Below are 14661 nucleotides of genomic sequence, written 5' to 3' on the forward strand. Positions count from 1 at the left end.
TTTGCATATCAGCTTTAAGAAATATGTGCAAGAAAACCATGATTGCGAATTCGGGGGACATACAGATTACCCAATGTAACAACTGTAAAATGATTAATATTTGGAAGCCTGGGCTATTGCTTAGCTTTTCTTTTAGTCAGTTCTATGAGTTTACGAAAGTGGCCAAGAAGCTCAACTTTGATCAATATTTTGAGTACGGACCAGATGGAAATAGGATTGTGATATTGTCCACGCCTTTTCCTGATATCTGCTTAAAGTTTACCAGGGCTGAGCTGAATGATTTTGTACATGCTATCGATGAAGCGATGTACATGCACAAAGTTTACGAACTGGTGCATAGTTAAAATTGGTTGTAAAGAGAAAAAGTCCCGCCATGGCGGGACTTTTTAGTTTTTTGAATAATCTTAAGATTACTTAGCTAAAGATGCTAAAACAGCATTATTTTTTGCTAATTGGTCTTTTGTAGATTGTTTAGAACGGCTACCTAATTCTAGGTTAGTTGCCAATTTCAAGTTTTTTACTTCTAAGCGAGAAACAGTTTTGTTATATCTGTCTTTTCTTTTTAATCTGGTAACTGCCATGATAATAAGCTTTATTTCTTTTTAATTATTTTAATCTTGAGGTCGAGAGCGGATTCGAACCGCTGTACAAGGTTTTGCAGACCTCTGCCTAGCCACTCGGCCACTCGACCCTTCTTGTTTTTCAAGGCTGCAAAAATAACAATTTAAAGTAAGCTTGCAAACTATATTGCTTAAATTGTTTAATTATTTTCTCGAAAAATTATTTTCGGCTGATTTCACTGCAGAAGATTGCCGCCGATACGGCCACGTTTAAAGACTCTGCTGCTCCAAAGCGAGGGATGGTCACTGGAACGGTGATTTGCTCAATAAGCTCTTTACCAATGCCATGGCCTTCATTTCCCAATAAAATCAGTCCTTCATTGCCCCAATTGGTCTGGTATATATTTTCGCCATCAAGTAAAGCACCATAAATTGGCAATTTTATGTTTTTTAGAAAAGGGGCCAGCGAAGTGTAGATGATATTCACTCTACATAACGAACCCATGGTGGATTGTACGGTTTTAGGATTGTAAGCTTCTACTGTATTTTCCGAACAGATGATGGTTTTGATGCCAAACCAATCGGCCGTTCTAATAATAGTACCTAAGTTGCCAGGGTCCTGCACATCATCCAGCACCAAAGAAAAGGCATTTTGCAAAGCTTTGGAATCTACCTCTTTTTTAGACGGTATATGTACCAAGGCTAGGATATGCTGCGGGGTTTGTAAGGTGCTAATCTTTTGCAGCTCAGCTTCTGTTACTTCAAATAAATTTATATTTGCACTAACTTTAGGTAAAGTGGCCGATATTTTTGAGGTGTAGTAAATGCTATGTATTTGATAATCAGATTTTAAAAATTCTATGATAGATTTTATACCCTCAATAATGAAAATTCCGTTTTCTTTACGGTACTTTTTTTGATGAAGTGATTTTATAAAACTGATTTGGGATTTTGAAAGCATATACTAACAACAATAAACGGGACATTCAACTTCTTGCAATATTACTATTTATTCTTGTTTTTATAGCAGGATGTGCTTCAACAAAATATATAGAAGACTACCAAGCTATTGTTAAAAAGGTAGAAATAGATAGCATCGACAAGGCTTACGAGGAAGCGGCTTATGCCTATGTACAAAAAGATATCAAGCCTATTGAGGGTTTAGGGATTAATGTTGGTATTTACAACATCTTTAATACTAAGGACGGTAAGTATAGAAAAAACAACATTAAGCCTTTAGGGAGTCCACCACCAATTCTAGATACTACTTTAGTGGAAATTTCCAGAAGTCAAATCGAGAAATTTCTGAAAAGTAAAGGTTTCTTTAATGCAAAAGTAACTTCCGAAATTGCTGTTAAAAAGAAGAAAGCCAAACTAAAGTTCACCGCCAATACAGGGAAGCCATTTATGGTGGATAAAATCACCACTCAGATTCCTGACGAAGCCGTCAAATCATTGTATTTAGGGGCAAAACCTAAGTTTTCCAAGCTAACCGAGGGGATGCAGTACGATGAGGATTCATTGGCGTACGAAAGAGAAGAGATTTACACGCTGATGAGGCGTAATGGTTATTACGATTTTGTAAGACCTTACGTGCGATTTGAGCCTGATTCGAACAAGAATAATAACAAGGTAAGTGTAAAACTCATTATTGAAAACCCGATAGACAGTACTAAAAAACATACGGTATATCGAATTGGCAAAACGGATATCCTGATTGCCCCAAACACCGAAGGTTTTACGGATTCTATAACCTTTAATAGGCGCACGATCAATGGAATTCGTTTTACGGACCTTTCTGGAAAATTTAGACGGAACCCCATTACACGTTATGATTTTATTAAACAGGGCACCAAATACAACATCGATAACGAAACTTTAACCTATGATAGACTTTATGAGCTGAATATCTTCAAAAATGTGAAGATAGATTATCTGAAAAATAAAGATACAGCAGATGTGATAGACCCCGTGATTATGCTTATTCCTCAAAAAAGGATGAGTAATCGTATAGAAGGAGAAATACCATTCAATAATGCTACGGTTGGTTTTACCTTGAGTAACACCTACACCAATAATAATTTTCTAAAAGGTGGAGAAAAATTTCAGTTTCAAGTTAAAGGTGGTTTGCAATCTAGATACACAGGTGTAGGTAATATCTTTTCTGATATTTACCAAAGAGATTTCTCATTAAGCGCAAGTTTAACCGTGCCAAGGTTGTTGGTTCCTTTTGGAATACCTTTGATGGGTAAAAATGGCATTCCTTACACTACTTTTTCGAGCAGCTACCTATATGCCTTGCAAAAAGATATTACCGTTCGCAGAGTTTTCATTAACTCCATTACCTATGATTGGGTAGAGACCAAGTCTAAAATCCATTCATTTACGCCACTTAATTTTGAGTATCGTTTTGGTAGTGTATTGATAGATACGCTTAACGAACAAAATACAGAGACCGTAGTAAATAATATATATAATCTTTTATTGCTTGATAGAAAAAATTTCACGCTTGGAATGAAATATGCCTATTCCTTAAATGCTGATAAACTGCTGCAAAATAGAAGTTTCGTTTATTTCAGGGGAAATATCGATATCGCTGGAAATTTATTACAAGGTATCACTAGGCTAATGGGTAAACAACGAGGCCCAGAGAGTGGACGCGTTTTGGGCTTACCATTTACCCAGTATGTAAGGCCAGAAATAGATCTTAGATGGTATAAGAGTTTAGGTGCAGAATCGCAACTCGTAACTCGCGTTAATATAGGTGTCGGATATGCTTATGGTAATTCGACCGCAATACCTTACGAGAAATTATTTTATGCAGGCGGTTCAAGCGGAGTAAGGGCATGGCAAGCTAGAACTTTGGGTCCAGGGAATTACAACCGAGAAGTGATTCTTACACAGGAAGCCAGAGCTGCAGCCTTCGGTTTTGACCAATTAGGTCAAATGAAAATTGAAGCCAATTTGGAATATCGTTTTGTATTAGCAAATAAGTTTTTTGGTGGTAAATTAAATGGCGCAACATTTTTGGATGCCGGTAACATCTGGAACATTGCTTCAGGAAATCTACAGCCGCAAACCTATTTCAAGCTTGACCAATTAGGTAATCAAATTGCATTGGGTACTGGTTTAGGTTTTAGATACGATGTACAGTTTTTTGTCTTTAGGTTTGACGTTGGTTTGAAATTGAAAGACCCTCAGTTTGCGCCTAGTGAGCAATGGGTAATCAGCAAGTTCTTTAGTGGTGGAAAAACTTTTAAAGCTAACTATCTAGCTACACACAGCCCTGATAGATACCGTTTTGTACAATACAATTTTGGTATCGGAATGCCTTTTTAATCTAAAATATCTATGTGAAAATTATGGGATTTTTCTCCAGATTATTTCGTAGACACAAAGACACTGAGCCAGTGATAAAAATAGATTATTATGAATTGGCTCAGCAAGAAATAAGAGGTAATCGCTTTTATACAAATGCGCCTAAACATTGGGTGAAAATTAATGATGGTTTTTTAAAATTGGATGATAAGTTGTCAGTCGATTTTGATGGCGTGAATACTGAGAAGGTTGTGAACGTGAGAAATGCTATGGTTAATTCATTAGCATTGATGGGTATTATAAATGAATATTTTTCAAAGCTAGCAAAAGAAAAAGTTCATTTTGATTTTACAGACGCTATGCTTGGGTCTTCAGAAAGATTTGCGACGAGTTGTTATGTGTACAAACTTTTTGATAAAGGCGTCTTCATTATTGACGGTGTTGCTATTTGGAATTATGAAAAATATGCTATCATTTTGCTTACTAGCGATACACCAATAAGCTACATCAACGAATTGAAAACGTATTTTGTTAATGACGGTTATAAGGATTTAATTTACTATGCTAAAAAAGATCCCCACCTTGTTGAAGGTTCTAAAAAGTTGAAATTTGAAAATTTTAATGATAAATGTTTTCGTTATGATCCTGCTAACCAAGGTTTGGAACAACGTAAGCATAATGAATATGCATTATGGTGGGCTGGGGAACTTGAAAAAGATGTTAAGTCATCGATTTTATTAAATGATATTGGAGTATATTTAGATTTACTTGAATTTTATAATTCTTATTTATTGGGCTTTTTAAGTTTTGCTTTTGGTTTAAATAAAGAGGTTGTAAGAACAAAAATGCCAGACTATGAAGAGGTCGCTATTACTGGACCAGAAGGAGTGGAAATTATAATCACTTTATCGGAGAAAAAAGGTATATATTTCCATTTTCCTAAGCATCCCAGATATGAAAAATATCGAAATGCATTTATAAAAGTATTTGTTAATTTTTGTTATAAGATTAGAGAGCAAATAATTGAAAATGACCTTCCAAAAGATGACTTTGAGCATCATACTACGCTGGAATGGTATACTCAATTAATTGAAGAAGCTAAAGAACATAATTCTGAAATAGCAGCGATAGGCTTAATGAGAAAGAAAGACAGTAATTTCCCAGATTACAGTTACTACGAGAATTAAAAGCGCTTCAGACCAAATTCTTCAAGTAGTCAAATATCGTTTCGAAATAAGTAGAGATATTTAATCCTTTGCTGTAACTAAAAAAGAAGAAAACAAGAAATAAAATGATTCCCATGTAAATAAACTTCTTAAAGGCAAAGACCAAAATAACGATGATGAGCGGAATGATGATAAAGAAAACACGGCTAATAGTAATTGGATTAAGATCGTTCGCTTTTTTATAAATGTAAAGCAGCTTGCTGTGCGTTCCACTTTCGTTTTCATGTTTAATATAAACAAAGGTAGATTTGTCTATCGCTAGCGGTAAAATAGAAACACCGTCATGAAAGGTGAGTTGTTGGGTAAAACCACTCACACTAAAAGTATAGGTGCCGTTAATGTTCTCAATCGGATTTTCTAAACTATCTGTAGCAATAATAGCAACCTTACTGTTTTTCAATAAGCTTTCTTTCACCATAAAATTATTAATACTGGTGTTTTGCGCAAAAGAGATGCTTGAAATAAAAAGTGAGCAGAAAAGGAAAAGATGTTTCATTTATTATTCTAATGAGCGTTTGTTGTAAATTAAATATCCAATATGTAAAAGCACCCCGTGCCTACGTTTACTTTGGTTGTACAAGTTGTAGCTTAAGCTAATTGGACCTAATGGCGATTGATATACCAAGCCGGCGGTACCTGCGTAACGCCACTTGCGCAATGTTTCTTCAAAACCCACTTGTTGCAATCCAATTTTCTTAAATTCCTGATAAGGTAAAAATACATAACCTTCTATACGCAAATCAAATTTTCTTTTCAGATTAATGATGTTTTTGATACCACCTGCAGCATAATTGAATGCCCTAAAGTTTTCGAGAAAGGTAGACCTACTATCTTGAAGTGGATAAAACGCAGGAGCCGCCAGCAAACTAGCGTAAAAATTGTTAAACAAAGGTTGGTTGGAAACCACACCTTCTACCAAATAACCTAAACTATACCTGTTGGTATGCAGGAAATAATATTCGTAACTGAACTTTGCGTGTACCCAAGATCTATAATTCCTAGAAAGCGTTGGAGCTGCGCTGCTGCCTAACTGATTAGAAAGAATATTGCCTGGACGATAGTTCTCTCTTCCTGTAGTATAATTTACACTGAGTAAAATATTTTGCCCTGCTGTGGGATATTGCTTACGATTGAGCGAGTTTTTCTCCAAAGTAAGGCCTGTTCTAAACCCATTGAAAACTGTTCTGTCCAGTAAATCGCCTACTACAAAAGTATTGGTTGGACTGTAATTATCACTGTTGTTAATAAAGGCGGCATTAAGCACGATTCTTGCATTTTTGTTCAGTGGCATGCCCAGTTTAAGGTCAATCTTTCGGTCTGCTTGGTCAATGTAGGTAGGCGAGGGGTTTTCTACAAAAATCTTACTGGTATTGTAAAAGTTCCAGTGATTGTAGGTAAGCTCGGCCGCTAAAAACAAAGGTAATTTGGTAGGGTAATCAACACGGCCACTTATTTGCGCTGATTCGTAAAAACGTCCTGAAAAAAAGTTAGAGGCAAACGTGTAGGCTTTTCGGTTAAGGTAGTTGAATTGAATACCCAAAAACACATTACTGATTGGACGGGTAGAAATATTACCGCCGAAATCTATTTTCAAGCTCTTTCGCTGTTGGGCAACAATCTCAAAATCATAACTATCGGAACCTGCATCATAACTGATTTTGGGATAAACGGTTTCAAAAACTTCATCAGCTACCAATTTATAGTATCCTCGTTTAATATCACTTAAATTGAAAGTTTTTTGATCGCTTTTAAAAAGCCTTTCTACATATTTTTTTTGCTGCGAATTAACCCCTTTTACAATGATATTGCTGAAAATCAACTCGGATTTTTGAATGTTGAAGTTGCTCCGTTTTTTCAGTAGCTCCTGTGGCGAAACCCTACGACTTATCGATTCTTTGATTTTGTCCATTTCGGCCATTGTAGCTTCGTAACCTTTTTTAATCAGTTCATCTACCGCATAAAAATTTGTGGAGCTATAATCCGCTAAATTGGGCTCAATATAAATACCATTTTTGCCTACTAGTGTAGAATCGGATTTGGAAAGGAACATGTAAACCAAAAACCTATTCATTAGGCGATCATCGTCTTTTGGATATTCGTTGAAGGTTTTGGAAGATACATTGGCACCGATGATAAAATCGGGCTTAAATTCTTTATGCATCACATCGGCAGGGAAATTATTATAAATCCCCCCGTCAAACATAAACTTGTCATCGAGTTTGATGGGACGATAAATCAATGGGACGGTCATACTGGCCCGCACAGCTTCAGCCAAACTTCCCTTGCTTACCGTGATGCTCTTTTGCGAAAGAATATCGGACACCATACAGCGGAATGGTACAAATAGGTTGTCGAAATTGTCTTTGGCAATGGCCGATGCCTGTGAGAAAAACTCCAAGAGCGCAAAATTCAACGGAATATCGTTCACCAAATTGGGTCTAAAACTAAGCCGCAAGCTCGTGTCAATGGCCATTTTAGCCGTCAAAATAGATGGGTTTGGGCTTGATTTTTGGAAATAGAAGCTGTAATCGCTGGTATAACGTCCGTTTACCCAATCCTGAAATTCTTTGCTGGTCGCAATTTTTTCAATCTGGGCAGGCGAATATCCTGCCGCATACATGCCACCTACAATGGCCCCCATAGAAGTTCCCGTGATATAGTCAATGGGAATATTGTTTTCTTCCAAAGCTTTTAACGTACCTATGTGCGCCAAACCCTTTGCGCCACCACCACTAAAAACCAACCCAACTTTTTGTGCGCTAAGTTGAAAATTGATAATCGTGAGTAATATGAAGAATACACTTTTACGAAGCATGGCTCATAAAAGTACCTATTTCTTTTGGCTTTTTAGTTAAGAATAAAGATGGAATACGTTAAATAAGTGGCAAAACTTACCCATAAAAAATAGGGTAGGAATAGCCAAGCAGCCAACTTGTCGAAACGATAAAAGATAAAGGCATTAATGATAATGAGCAAAAGTAGCAGGATAATCTCTACCAGTGCAAAACCAATTTGGTGTAGTTCAAAAAAGATGAAAGACCACATGAGGTTAAATATCAGCTGTACGACATAGATGATGACTGCCCAATGAAACCATTCGGCATTTTTGCGCCTTTGCCACACCCTAAAAGAGGCAATGCCCATTAAGACGTATAAAGTAGTCCATACGGGTGCAAATACCCAGTTTGGAGGGTTAAACGATGGCCTGTTAATGGTGAGGTACCATGTTTTTACTGATTCCATGGTAAACTGGCTGCCAATAAAGCCAATTAAGAGTGGAATGGCAAGGCAAATTAAAAAAGTAATGATAGTTGCAGAGGAGCTTTTCTTTGTCATTGTGGTTACTTACATTGAACTTAACAACAGTTTTAATAAAGTGTTTAGGGTAGAATGAAATTATTATTCAAAAAACAGTTAGCCTTTTTTCTCTTTCTTTTTCCCGAAATTCCAAGGGCAATGTTTGCATTTATTTTTACAGCAATAACCACGTTTAAGGTGATAGGCTTTCGTGAAAACCATCAGGCCATCTTCGTTAAAATAAAAGTCTTCCCCTTCCTTCATTTTATTCAAATGATAAAATTATTGCCTTGGCAAAATATAAAAATTAATTAAGAATTTTTACGGTAAGCTGGTCTTTGAAGTGAGCTTGTAGTTGCTTGCCATCGCCATGTAATGTCCAAACTTCTTTAGGTTTAACTTGTGCAATGGTTTGTATAATGCCATTCCAGTCCACATGGTCAGAGATATATAGCGAATGGCCATTGCCTTGTTGCAAGTATTTCCATCCCGTAGCAAACACCCTCACCACATTAATGGCTCTGATATAGCTATTAAACACCATAGGAGGGACGAGGTAAACATTGCCCTGCAATTGCTGCTTCATGATTTTCCTGTCGTAAACCTGGTAATTGCCAAGCGAAATACCCAACTGCTCGTAAATTTGTACAAAGGGCATGATGCTGTGATGTACAAGGATTTTCTTATCTGGACAATGTTGGCTCATTAAAGAAATAAGTCGTTGGCTTTTCCCCAAGGCATAGGCCCCAAGCATGATGTTGCTTTCGATATGGTTCAGTTTCTTAATTTCTTCAACGGCTGCAGGGTGTGAAACTGTTGGATCAGCAAAAGTAGTTTCTGTAATCAACACCTCAGCCTGCACAAACTCGATGGGTTCGCAGGTCACATCGGCTTCTAGTTTATAATCACCCGTGTAGAGGTAACGAATGTCCTTGTATTCCATTAATACCATTGCCGAACCTAAAATATGTCCAGCGGGATAGAAGCTGATTTTAACCCCGTTTAACTCAAACTGCTCATGATAAGCTTTGATTTTGAACTCCACAGCCGCAAACTTCTTATAACGATGTTGCATAAAATGTTGCGTAGCCTTGGTGCAGTACACAAAATGGTTACCACTTACCGCGTGGTCGCCGTGTGCATGAGAAATTACAGCATGTTCTACCGCTTCCTGTGGATCAAGGTAAAAGTTGCCGTAAGAACAATATAAACCTGTTTTGGTGAGTGTAATAAAATCTTGAAGTATGGGGTTGGTCATTGTTGTTTTGTTGAAATTAGTGCTAATCTTGCATAAAAGCTGATGCTGATCCCGAATGTTCGGGACAGCATGACGAACCGTAGATTTAGCGTCACCCTGAATTTATTTCAGGGTCTGTGAGGTATTATTGTCTTATCATTCAGTCTGTTTCAAAAACTGTTGGTGTAAATCTAAAACTTGTAAAATAATAGAGGTGTTTGGATGGTTTTGAATCACAAAATCAGCCATTTTTAATTTTTGTTTATCGCTAAATTGTTTGTCCATACGGGCCAATACCTGCGCTTCATTTACTTGGTCTCGGCGGGTTACCCAAGCCATTTTTAAATGATGGGGCGCCGTAACCAGGATGTTTTTATCGCACATTTTGTAGGAACCACTTTCAAATAAAAGCGCCGCTTCTTTCACAGAATAAGGCGTGTTTTTAGGAAGATTGGCGTCCCATTGGTCAAATGCCCTAAACACGGCTGGATGTACCAAGGCATTTAATTTGGCCAGCTCATTTTCATCAGCAAAAACAATATTAGCAATGTGTTTATTGTTGAGACTTCCATCTTCGAAATAGCTCTGTTCGCCAAAGGTTTCTTTAATGCCATTGATTAAGATAGCATCAATAGTCATGATTTGTTTGGCAACGGTATCTGCATAAAAAACTGGAATTCCCAAAGTTTCAAATACTTTGCACACCGTGGTTTTGCCACTTCCAATTCCGCCAGTTATTCCAATCTTCAACATTATTTTTCGATGATAAAATCAACATTGTTAGGTACAATGCTCACCAGTTTTGAAAACTCAGGCATCTTGGTGATTTTGATGGACAGCTTATGATGGCCTAGCACTTTCCATTCGTTTAAGTCAACAGCAGCTTTTAGCAAATCTTCATCTGCTTTGTTATAGTTGGATAAAGCCACCAACAAAGTGATTTTTACTTTTTTAGGGTACAGCTTTACATCGTAATATTCCCTATTGTTGAGCATGCTTAAGGGCACTTCGATGGTTTTTTCCGTAAACTCGTCTACAGGGATTTTTACACCCACGCTGCTAGGGTAAATACTTACATTGCTAATGGCATTCTTTAAAATGTTTACACGAGCATCTACACTACTTTTAATGTCGCTAAGCTTCAAGCTATCGGTATGCCACACATGTATTTTTTCCAGCTCCTCATGTGGCCCCGAAATGTTCACGTAGGAGGGAGTAAGCTTAATTTCTTTGGAAATTCCGTATTGCGGTGCAAAAGTGAGTTTAGAAATCAATTTCAATGGCACTCGCTTATTGGTACGTCTCGAAAAGTCAAAATATAAGGTGTCGGGCTTTATGGAGATTACCCGCTGCGAAGTTTCTAGCTGTCTGTTTACCTGTTCCAACTGCTCTGAAAAAACCACGTAGCTTCTGCTGTTCAGCTTTTGTAAGCTTACGGTAATTGAAGGAGGTTTTATCCTCAGTCTGGCAAAAAGTAATTGCCAGCCCGTGCCTTCCACTTTTAAATCTACTGTGTCGGGTTGGAGTGCCTTAAAAGCTTTTCCTTGAGGTTCATCTTTATAAAGCAACTCTGTTTGTACAGTGTAGGGGTATTTTTTGTTGAGCGCTAGAAATAGCCATGCCCCAACTGCGCATAAGGCACAAATTAAAACCGCTCCAAAGCGCTTTTGTTCAATCCGGGTGAGTTTAATAAAGGGCATGTGGTAAAATTACAATAAAAAAGCCACTCCGAATAAACGAAATGGCGCTATTTTATAGAAGTCACAGATGCACAAATTAATGACCTTATGAAAAGGAGCAGTTAAATTGGTGTATTTGTGACTTAAAACTTATGCTTTTGGAGCTGAAGCTTTAGTGGCATCTAAAGAAATGGCAGATTTGTCGAAACGAATCTTAGTACCACCTTCTACCTCGATTAAAAAAGTAGTATCGTTAGATCCAACAATTTTACCATGGATGCCCGCTGTAGTTACAATTTTATCACCAATTCCTAGTTCTGCAACTAATTTTTTGTGCTCTTTTGCTTTTTTAACTTGCGGTCTGATCATGAAGAAATAAAATACGACCATGATTAATACCATAGGGATAACTGTCCCCATTAGGTTACTGCCTCCAGCAGCTTGTAAAATTACTGTTGATATCATTATATTGTTCTGTTGTTAATTTGTGTAATTTGATTAATTATTTGAATGATTTCCATTGGAATTCGAGATGCTTATTTAACTAGCCCTTAGTGCTAATCACTAGCCCCTAGCCACTAATTCCTAGTTCCTAACTACTTCTTCTCTTTTACGTCGCCCACTAAATGAAGTTCTTCAAATTTTGGGTTAGCGTTTGAAGTAATGGTCACCACTTTATCTTGTAAGCCTAATTTACCAGTGCTATCAAAGGTTACCTTAATTTCTCCATCAGCTCCAGGTTTAACGGGTTCCTTCGGATATTCAGGAACTGTACAACCACAGGTTGCTGTCGCATTGGTGATAATTAGTGGCGTTTTTCCTACATTTTTGAACTTGAATGTATAAGTCACTTTTTCACCTTGGGTAATTGTTCCAAACTCGTAGATCGCTTTTTCTACCTGTACTTTTGGCGCATCGGCTTCGGCAATTACAGGAGTTTCCGTCAAAGTCGTACTATCGGTACTTGTGGTATTGCTTTCAGCACTTTTACTTTGGCATGCACTAAAGGCAGCTGCACATAACGCAATTAAGAAAAGTTTTTTCATGTAAACTGTTGTTTTATTGTTGTAGGGTCGAAAGGTTATAAAGTTGGAATGTTGCATCATTTACTCATTCTCTCAATTAGTCATTCAACCTTATCACTATTCCTCAATCAAACCCCTACCTACTTTTTTAATACTATTATTTCTCTTTAAATCGTTTAAAATTTTGTCTAAGATACCATTTATAAAAGTATTACTCTTCGGAGTACTGTAATCTTTTGATAACTCAAGATACTCGTTAATGGTTACTTTTACAGGAATAGAGGGGAAATTCATCATCTCACAAATGGCCATTTTCATCAAAATAGTGTCCATTAATGCAATACGCTCCGATTCCCAGTTTTTGGTTCTTTCGGCAATTAGCTCCTGATATTTATCATCATTTTTAAGCGTGTAGGTAAAAAGGTCTTTTACAAACGTGCTGTCTTCGCTCCAATCCGCGCTAATTGGTGTCAACTTGTTGTCTAATGGATTTTCCGACTCAAAGTTTTTAATGGTTTTGGCAATCATGCCTTGCATTACTTCGCGGTCTACTGGCCAGTTAATGAATTTATCTTCAAAAGCTTGGACCACGTTTACGTTTTTCAACAACATTTTACGGAAAATGAACTTGATGATCTCTTTTGAGCTTTCCAACGTTTCCTCAAAATCTTCAGCCAAATAAGCCTCGTATTCTTTGCTCTCTTTTAGTTTGTTGAAGATAGATTTTACCAATTCTGGGTCCGAAAACCAGTTGATTTGGTATTTGTTTACGGCAGCAACATACTCTGGATTGTGTTTCAACACATTCGCAAATTTGTTGTGTAGTAATTTTTGATTTGGATTTAAATCTTCGGCGGTAGGCAAATGTTTGTTTGCTCTCTCCAGGGCGTCGTGGGCAGTATATTCAGTGATGTCTACAACCAGTGCTAGCATAGATACATACATCTGATATACTTCGTCGATACTTTTCATTAATAGTTTTTGACTAGTAATGATGTCTTTTTTTTCGGTGTTTTGCCATGCAAAAATATTTTGCAGCGCTTTAACTCTTAAGTGCCTTCTGTTTAACATGAATGTAAGAACGATTGCGGTAAAATTACCTCTTGTGTGTTATGGTTATTAATTAATATGATGATTTGATTTTTTTAATGTCTTCAATACGTTTTTCTGCTAAACGAGAAGCAGCCAAATTGGTCGGAATATTTTCTGATTTCGATAATTTAATCACTTCCTTAGTTGCTTCATAAATATTTTCAGTAAGTTGTATGGTACGTTTCCGACCAAAGCCCGTAAGCTCTGAGTAACAGCTAATGATCCCACCAGCGTTAATCAGGTAATCTGGAGCGTACAAAATACCTTTATCATGTAGTAATTGTCCATGCACTTGCTCGTCAGCTAACTGGTTGTTGGCCGAACCCGCAATAATGGCAAATTTCATGGTTTTAATGGTTCTCTCGTTTACCGTTGCACCTAATGCGCAAGGAGCATAAATATCAGCACCTATGGTGAAAATTTTATCTGCCTCAATTGCTTTCGCCTTGTATTTACGGGCAATTACACGCATGCGCTCTTCGTTAATGTCGGTTACGTAAACCTCCACATTATCGTTTCTAAGCAATTCTACCAAATGCTCGCCTACGTTACCTGTACCTTGTACCACTACAGAGCGACCAGCCAATTCATCAGTGCCAAAAACTTCCTTAACGCAAGCTTTTATACCCAAATAAACACCTTTTGCCGTAAATGGAGCTGGATTACCTGCACCCCCTAACGATTCTGGAACGCCAGTCACATGTTGTGTTTCCATACGGATATACTCCATGTCACGTACCGTAGTGCCCACATCTTCCCCAGCAATAAACTCGCCGTTAAGGTTTTTAACAAAACGTCCAAAACTGCGCATCAACGCTTCAGATTTCTGTCTGCGTGAGTCGCCAATAATAACAGCAGTACCACCGCCAACGTTTAATCCAGCAACGGCAGCTTTGTAGGTCATGCCTTTTGATAAACGCAATACATCTTCCAATGCTTCGGCTTCAGAACTATAATTCCACATCCTAACACCACCTAAAGCGGGGCCAAGCGTTGTATCATGAATAGCAATAATGGCTTTTAAACCTGTAGAAGGGTCATTACAGAAAACAACTTTTTTGTGGCCAGATTGGCTTAATTGCTCTAAAATAGAAGGGTTAGAAGAACTTATTTCTGGCATACAAAACAATGTTGAAACGTACTCCGCAAAACTAAGACAAAAAAACCATTAAATCTAAGCGTATTTTAAATATTTAGTGCTTAAGGGTAAGTGGCCAGGTAACAATG

At 37.4% G+C, this 14661-nt stretch carries 16 protein-coding genes and 1 tRNA gene; 3 read left to right on the top strand and 14 right to left on the bottom strand.

From position 1 onward, the window contains the following. The first annotated feature begins 89 nt into the window (after positions 1 to 89). Positions 90 to 344: a hypothetical protein gene (locus DUT70_RS01490; protein WP_128353274.1), complete on the top strand. Its 255-nt coding sequence runs from the start codon at positions 90 to 92 to the stop codon at positions 342 to 344. A 66-nt stretch (positions 345 to 410) separates the two neighbouring features. On the opposite strand, the gene DUT70_RS01495 is transcribed toward DUT70_RS01490, so the two are convergent. The 3 genes from DUT70_RS01495 to DUT70_RS01505 form a co-directional block, all read right to left on the bottom strand. After that, complete coding sequence (locus DUT70_RS01495) at positions 411 to 581, bottom strand: spore protein (protein ID WP_113639047.1); 171 nt, start codon at positions 579 to 581, stop codon at positions 411 to 413. A gap of 39 nt (positions 582 to 620) precedes the next feature. Next, positions 621 to 691, bottom strand: a tRNA-Cys gene (locus tag DUT70_RS01500). A gap of 89 nt (positions 692 to 780) precedes the next feature. Further along, positions 781 to 1521 carry a TrmH family RNA methyltransferase gene (locus DUT70_RS01505; protein ID WP_113645535.1) on the bottom strand — a complete coding sequence of 247 codons (741 nt, stop codon included), beginning with the start codon at positions 1519 to 1521 and terminating at the stop codon, positions 781 to 783. Here DUT70_RS01505 and tamL point away from each other — a divergent pair. After that, positions 1512 to 3899: a translocation and assembly module lipoprotein TamL gene (gene tamL, locus DUT70_RS01510; RefSeq protein ID WP_113645536.1), complete on the top strand. Its 2388-nt coding sequence runs from the start codon at positions 1512 to 1514 to the stop codon at positions 3897 to 3899. The genes DUT70_RS01505 and tamL overlap by 10 nt on opposite strands. A gap of 14 nt (positions 3900 to 3913) precedes the next feature. Beyond that, complete coding sequence (locus DUT70_RS01515; RefSeq protein ID WP_162926550.1) at positions 3914 to 5065, top strand: hypothetical protein; 1152 nt, start codon at positions 3914 to 3916, stop codon at positions 5063 to 5065. 7 nt (positions 5066 to 5072) lie between these two features. Here DUT70_RS01515 and DUT70_RS01520 read toward each other — a convergent pair whose 3' ends face one another. The 11 genes from DUT70_RS01520 to DUT70_RS01565 form a co-directional block, all read right to left on the bottom strand. Beyond that, entirely contained in the window at positions 5073 to 5600 is a 528-nt protein-coding gene (locus DUT70_RS01520; protein WP_113645538.1) for a hypothetical protein, read from the bottom strand. A 3-nt stretch (positions 5601 to 5603) separates the two neighbouring features. Continuing rightward, positions 5604 to 7919, bottom strand: coding sequence for a patatin-like phospholipase family protein (locus DUT70_RS01525; RefSeq protein ID WP_162926551.1), 2316 nt, complete (start codon positions 7917 to 7919; stop codon positions 5604 to 5606). A gap of 32 nt (positions 7920 to 7951) precedes the next feature. Next, positions 7952 to 8440, bottom strand: a complete 489-nt coding sequence (locus DUT70_RS01530) for a TspO/MBR family protein (protein WP_113645539.1) — start codon at positions 8438 to 8440, stop codon at positions 7952 to 7954. 78 nt (positions 8441 to 8518) lie between these two features. Continuing rightward, entirely contained in the window at positions 8519 to 8665 is a 147-nt protein-coding gene (locus tag DUT70_RS21065) for a DUF5522 domain-containing protein (protein ID WP_162926552.1), read from the bottom strand. Positions 8666 to 8708: 43 nt separating this feature from the next. Further along, positions 8709 to 9659 (bottom strand): MBL fold metallo-hydrolase, encoded by a 951-nt coding sequence (locus DUT70_RS01535; protein WP_113645540.1) that lies wholly within the window; start codon positions 9657 to 9659, stop codon positions 8709 to 8711. A 135-nt stretch (positions 9660 to 9794) separates the two neighbouring features. After that, complete coding sequence (gene coaE, locus DUT70_RS01540) at positions 9795 to 10391, bottom strand: dephospho-CoA kinase (protein WP_113645541.1); 597 nt, start codon at positions 10389 to 10391, stop codon at positions 9795 to 9797. Further along, on the bottom strand, positions 10391 to 11338 hold the full coding sequence (locus DUT70_RS01545; RefSeq protein ID WP_113645542.1) for a CdaR family protein: 948 nt from the start codon (positions 11336 to 11338) through the stop codon (positions 10391 to 10393). The genes coaE and DUT70_RS01545 overlap by 1 nt, the downstream gene beginning before the upstream one ends. 129 nt (positions 11339 to 11467) lie before the next feature. Next, positions 11468 to 11782: a preprotein translocase subunit YajC gene (yajC, locus tag DUT70_RS01550; RefSeq protein WP_113645543.1), complete on the bottom strand. Its 315-nt coding sequence runs from the start codon at positions 11780 to 11782 to the stop codon at positions 11468 to 11470. Positions 11783 to 11913: 131 nt separating this feature from the next. Then, positions 11914 to 12363 (bottom strand): DUF1573 domain-containing protein, encoded by a 450-nt coding sequence (locus DUT70_RS01555; protein WP_113645544.1) that lies wholly within the window; start codon positions 12361 to 12363, stop codon positions 11914 to 11916. Positions 12364 to 12459: 96 nt separating this feature from the next. After that, on the bottom strand, positions 12460 to 13413 hold the full coding sequence (gene nusB / locus DUT70_RS01560) for a transcription antitermination factor NusB (protein ID WP_113645545.1): 954 nt from the start codon (positions 13411 to 13413) through the stop codon (positions 12460 to 12462). A 52-nt stretch (positions 13414 to 13465) separates the two neighbouring features. Beyond that, positions 13466 to 14554: a Glu/Leu/Phe/Val family dehydrogenase gene (locus DUT70_RS01565; RefSeq protein ID WP_113645546.1), complete on the bottom strand. Its 1089-nt coding sequence runs from the start codon at positions 14552 to 14554 to the stop codon at positions 13466 to 13468. Between the last annotated feature and the right edge of the window lie 107 nt (positions 14555 to 14661).

The organism is Pedobacter chitinilyticus, assembly GCF_003313385.1.
Lineage (GTDB): Bacteria > Bacteroidota > Bacteroidia > Sphingobacteriales > Sphingobacteriaceae > Pedobacter > Pedobacter chitinilyticus.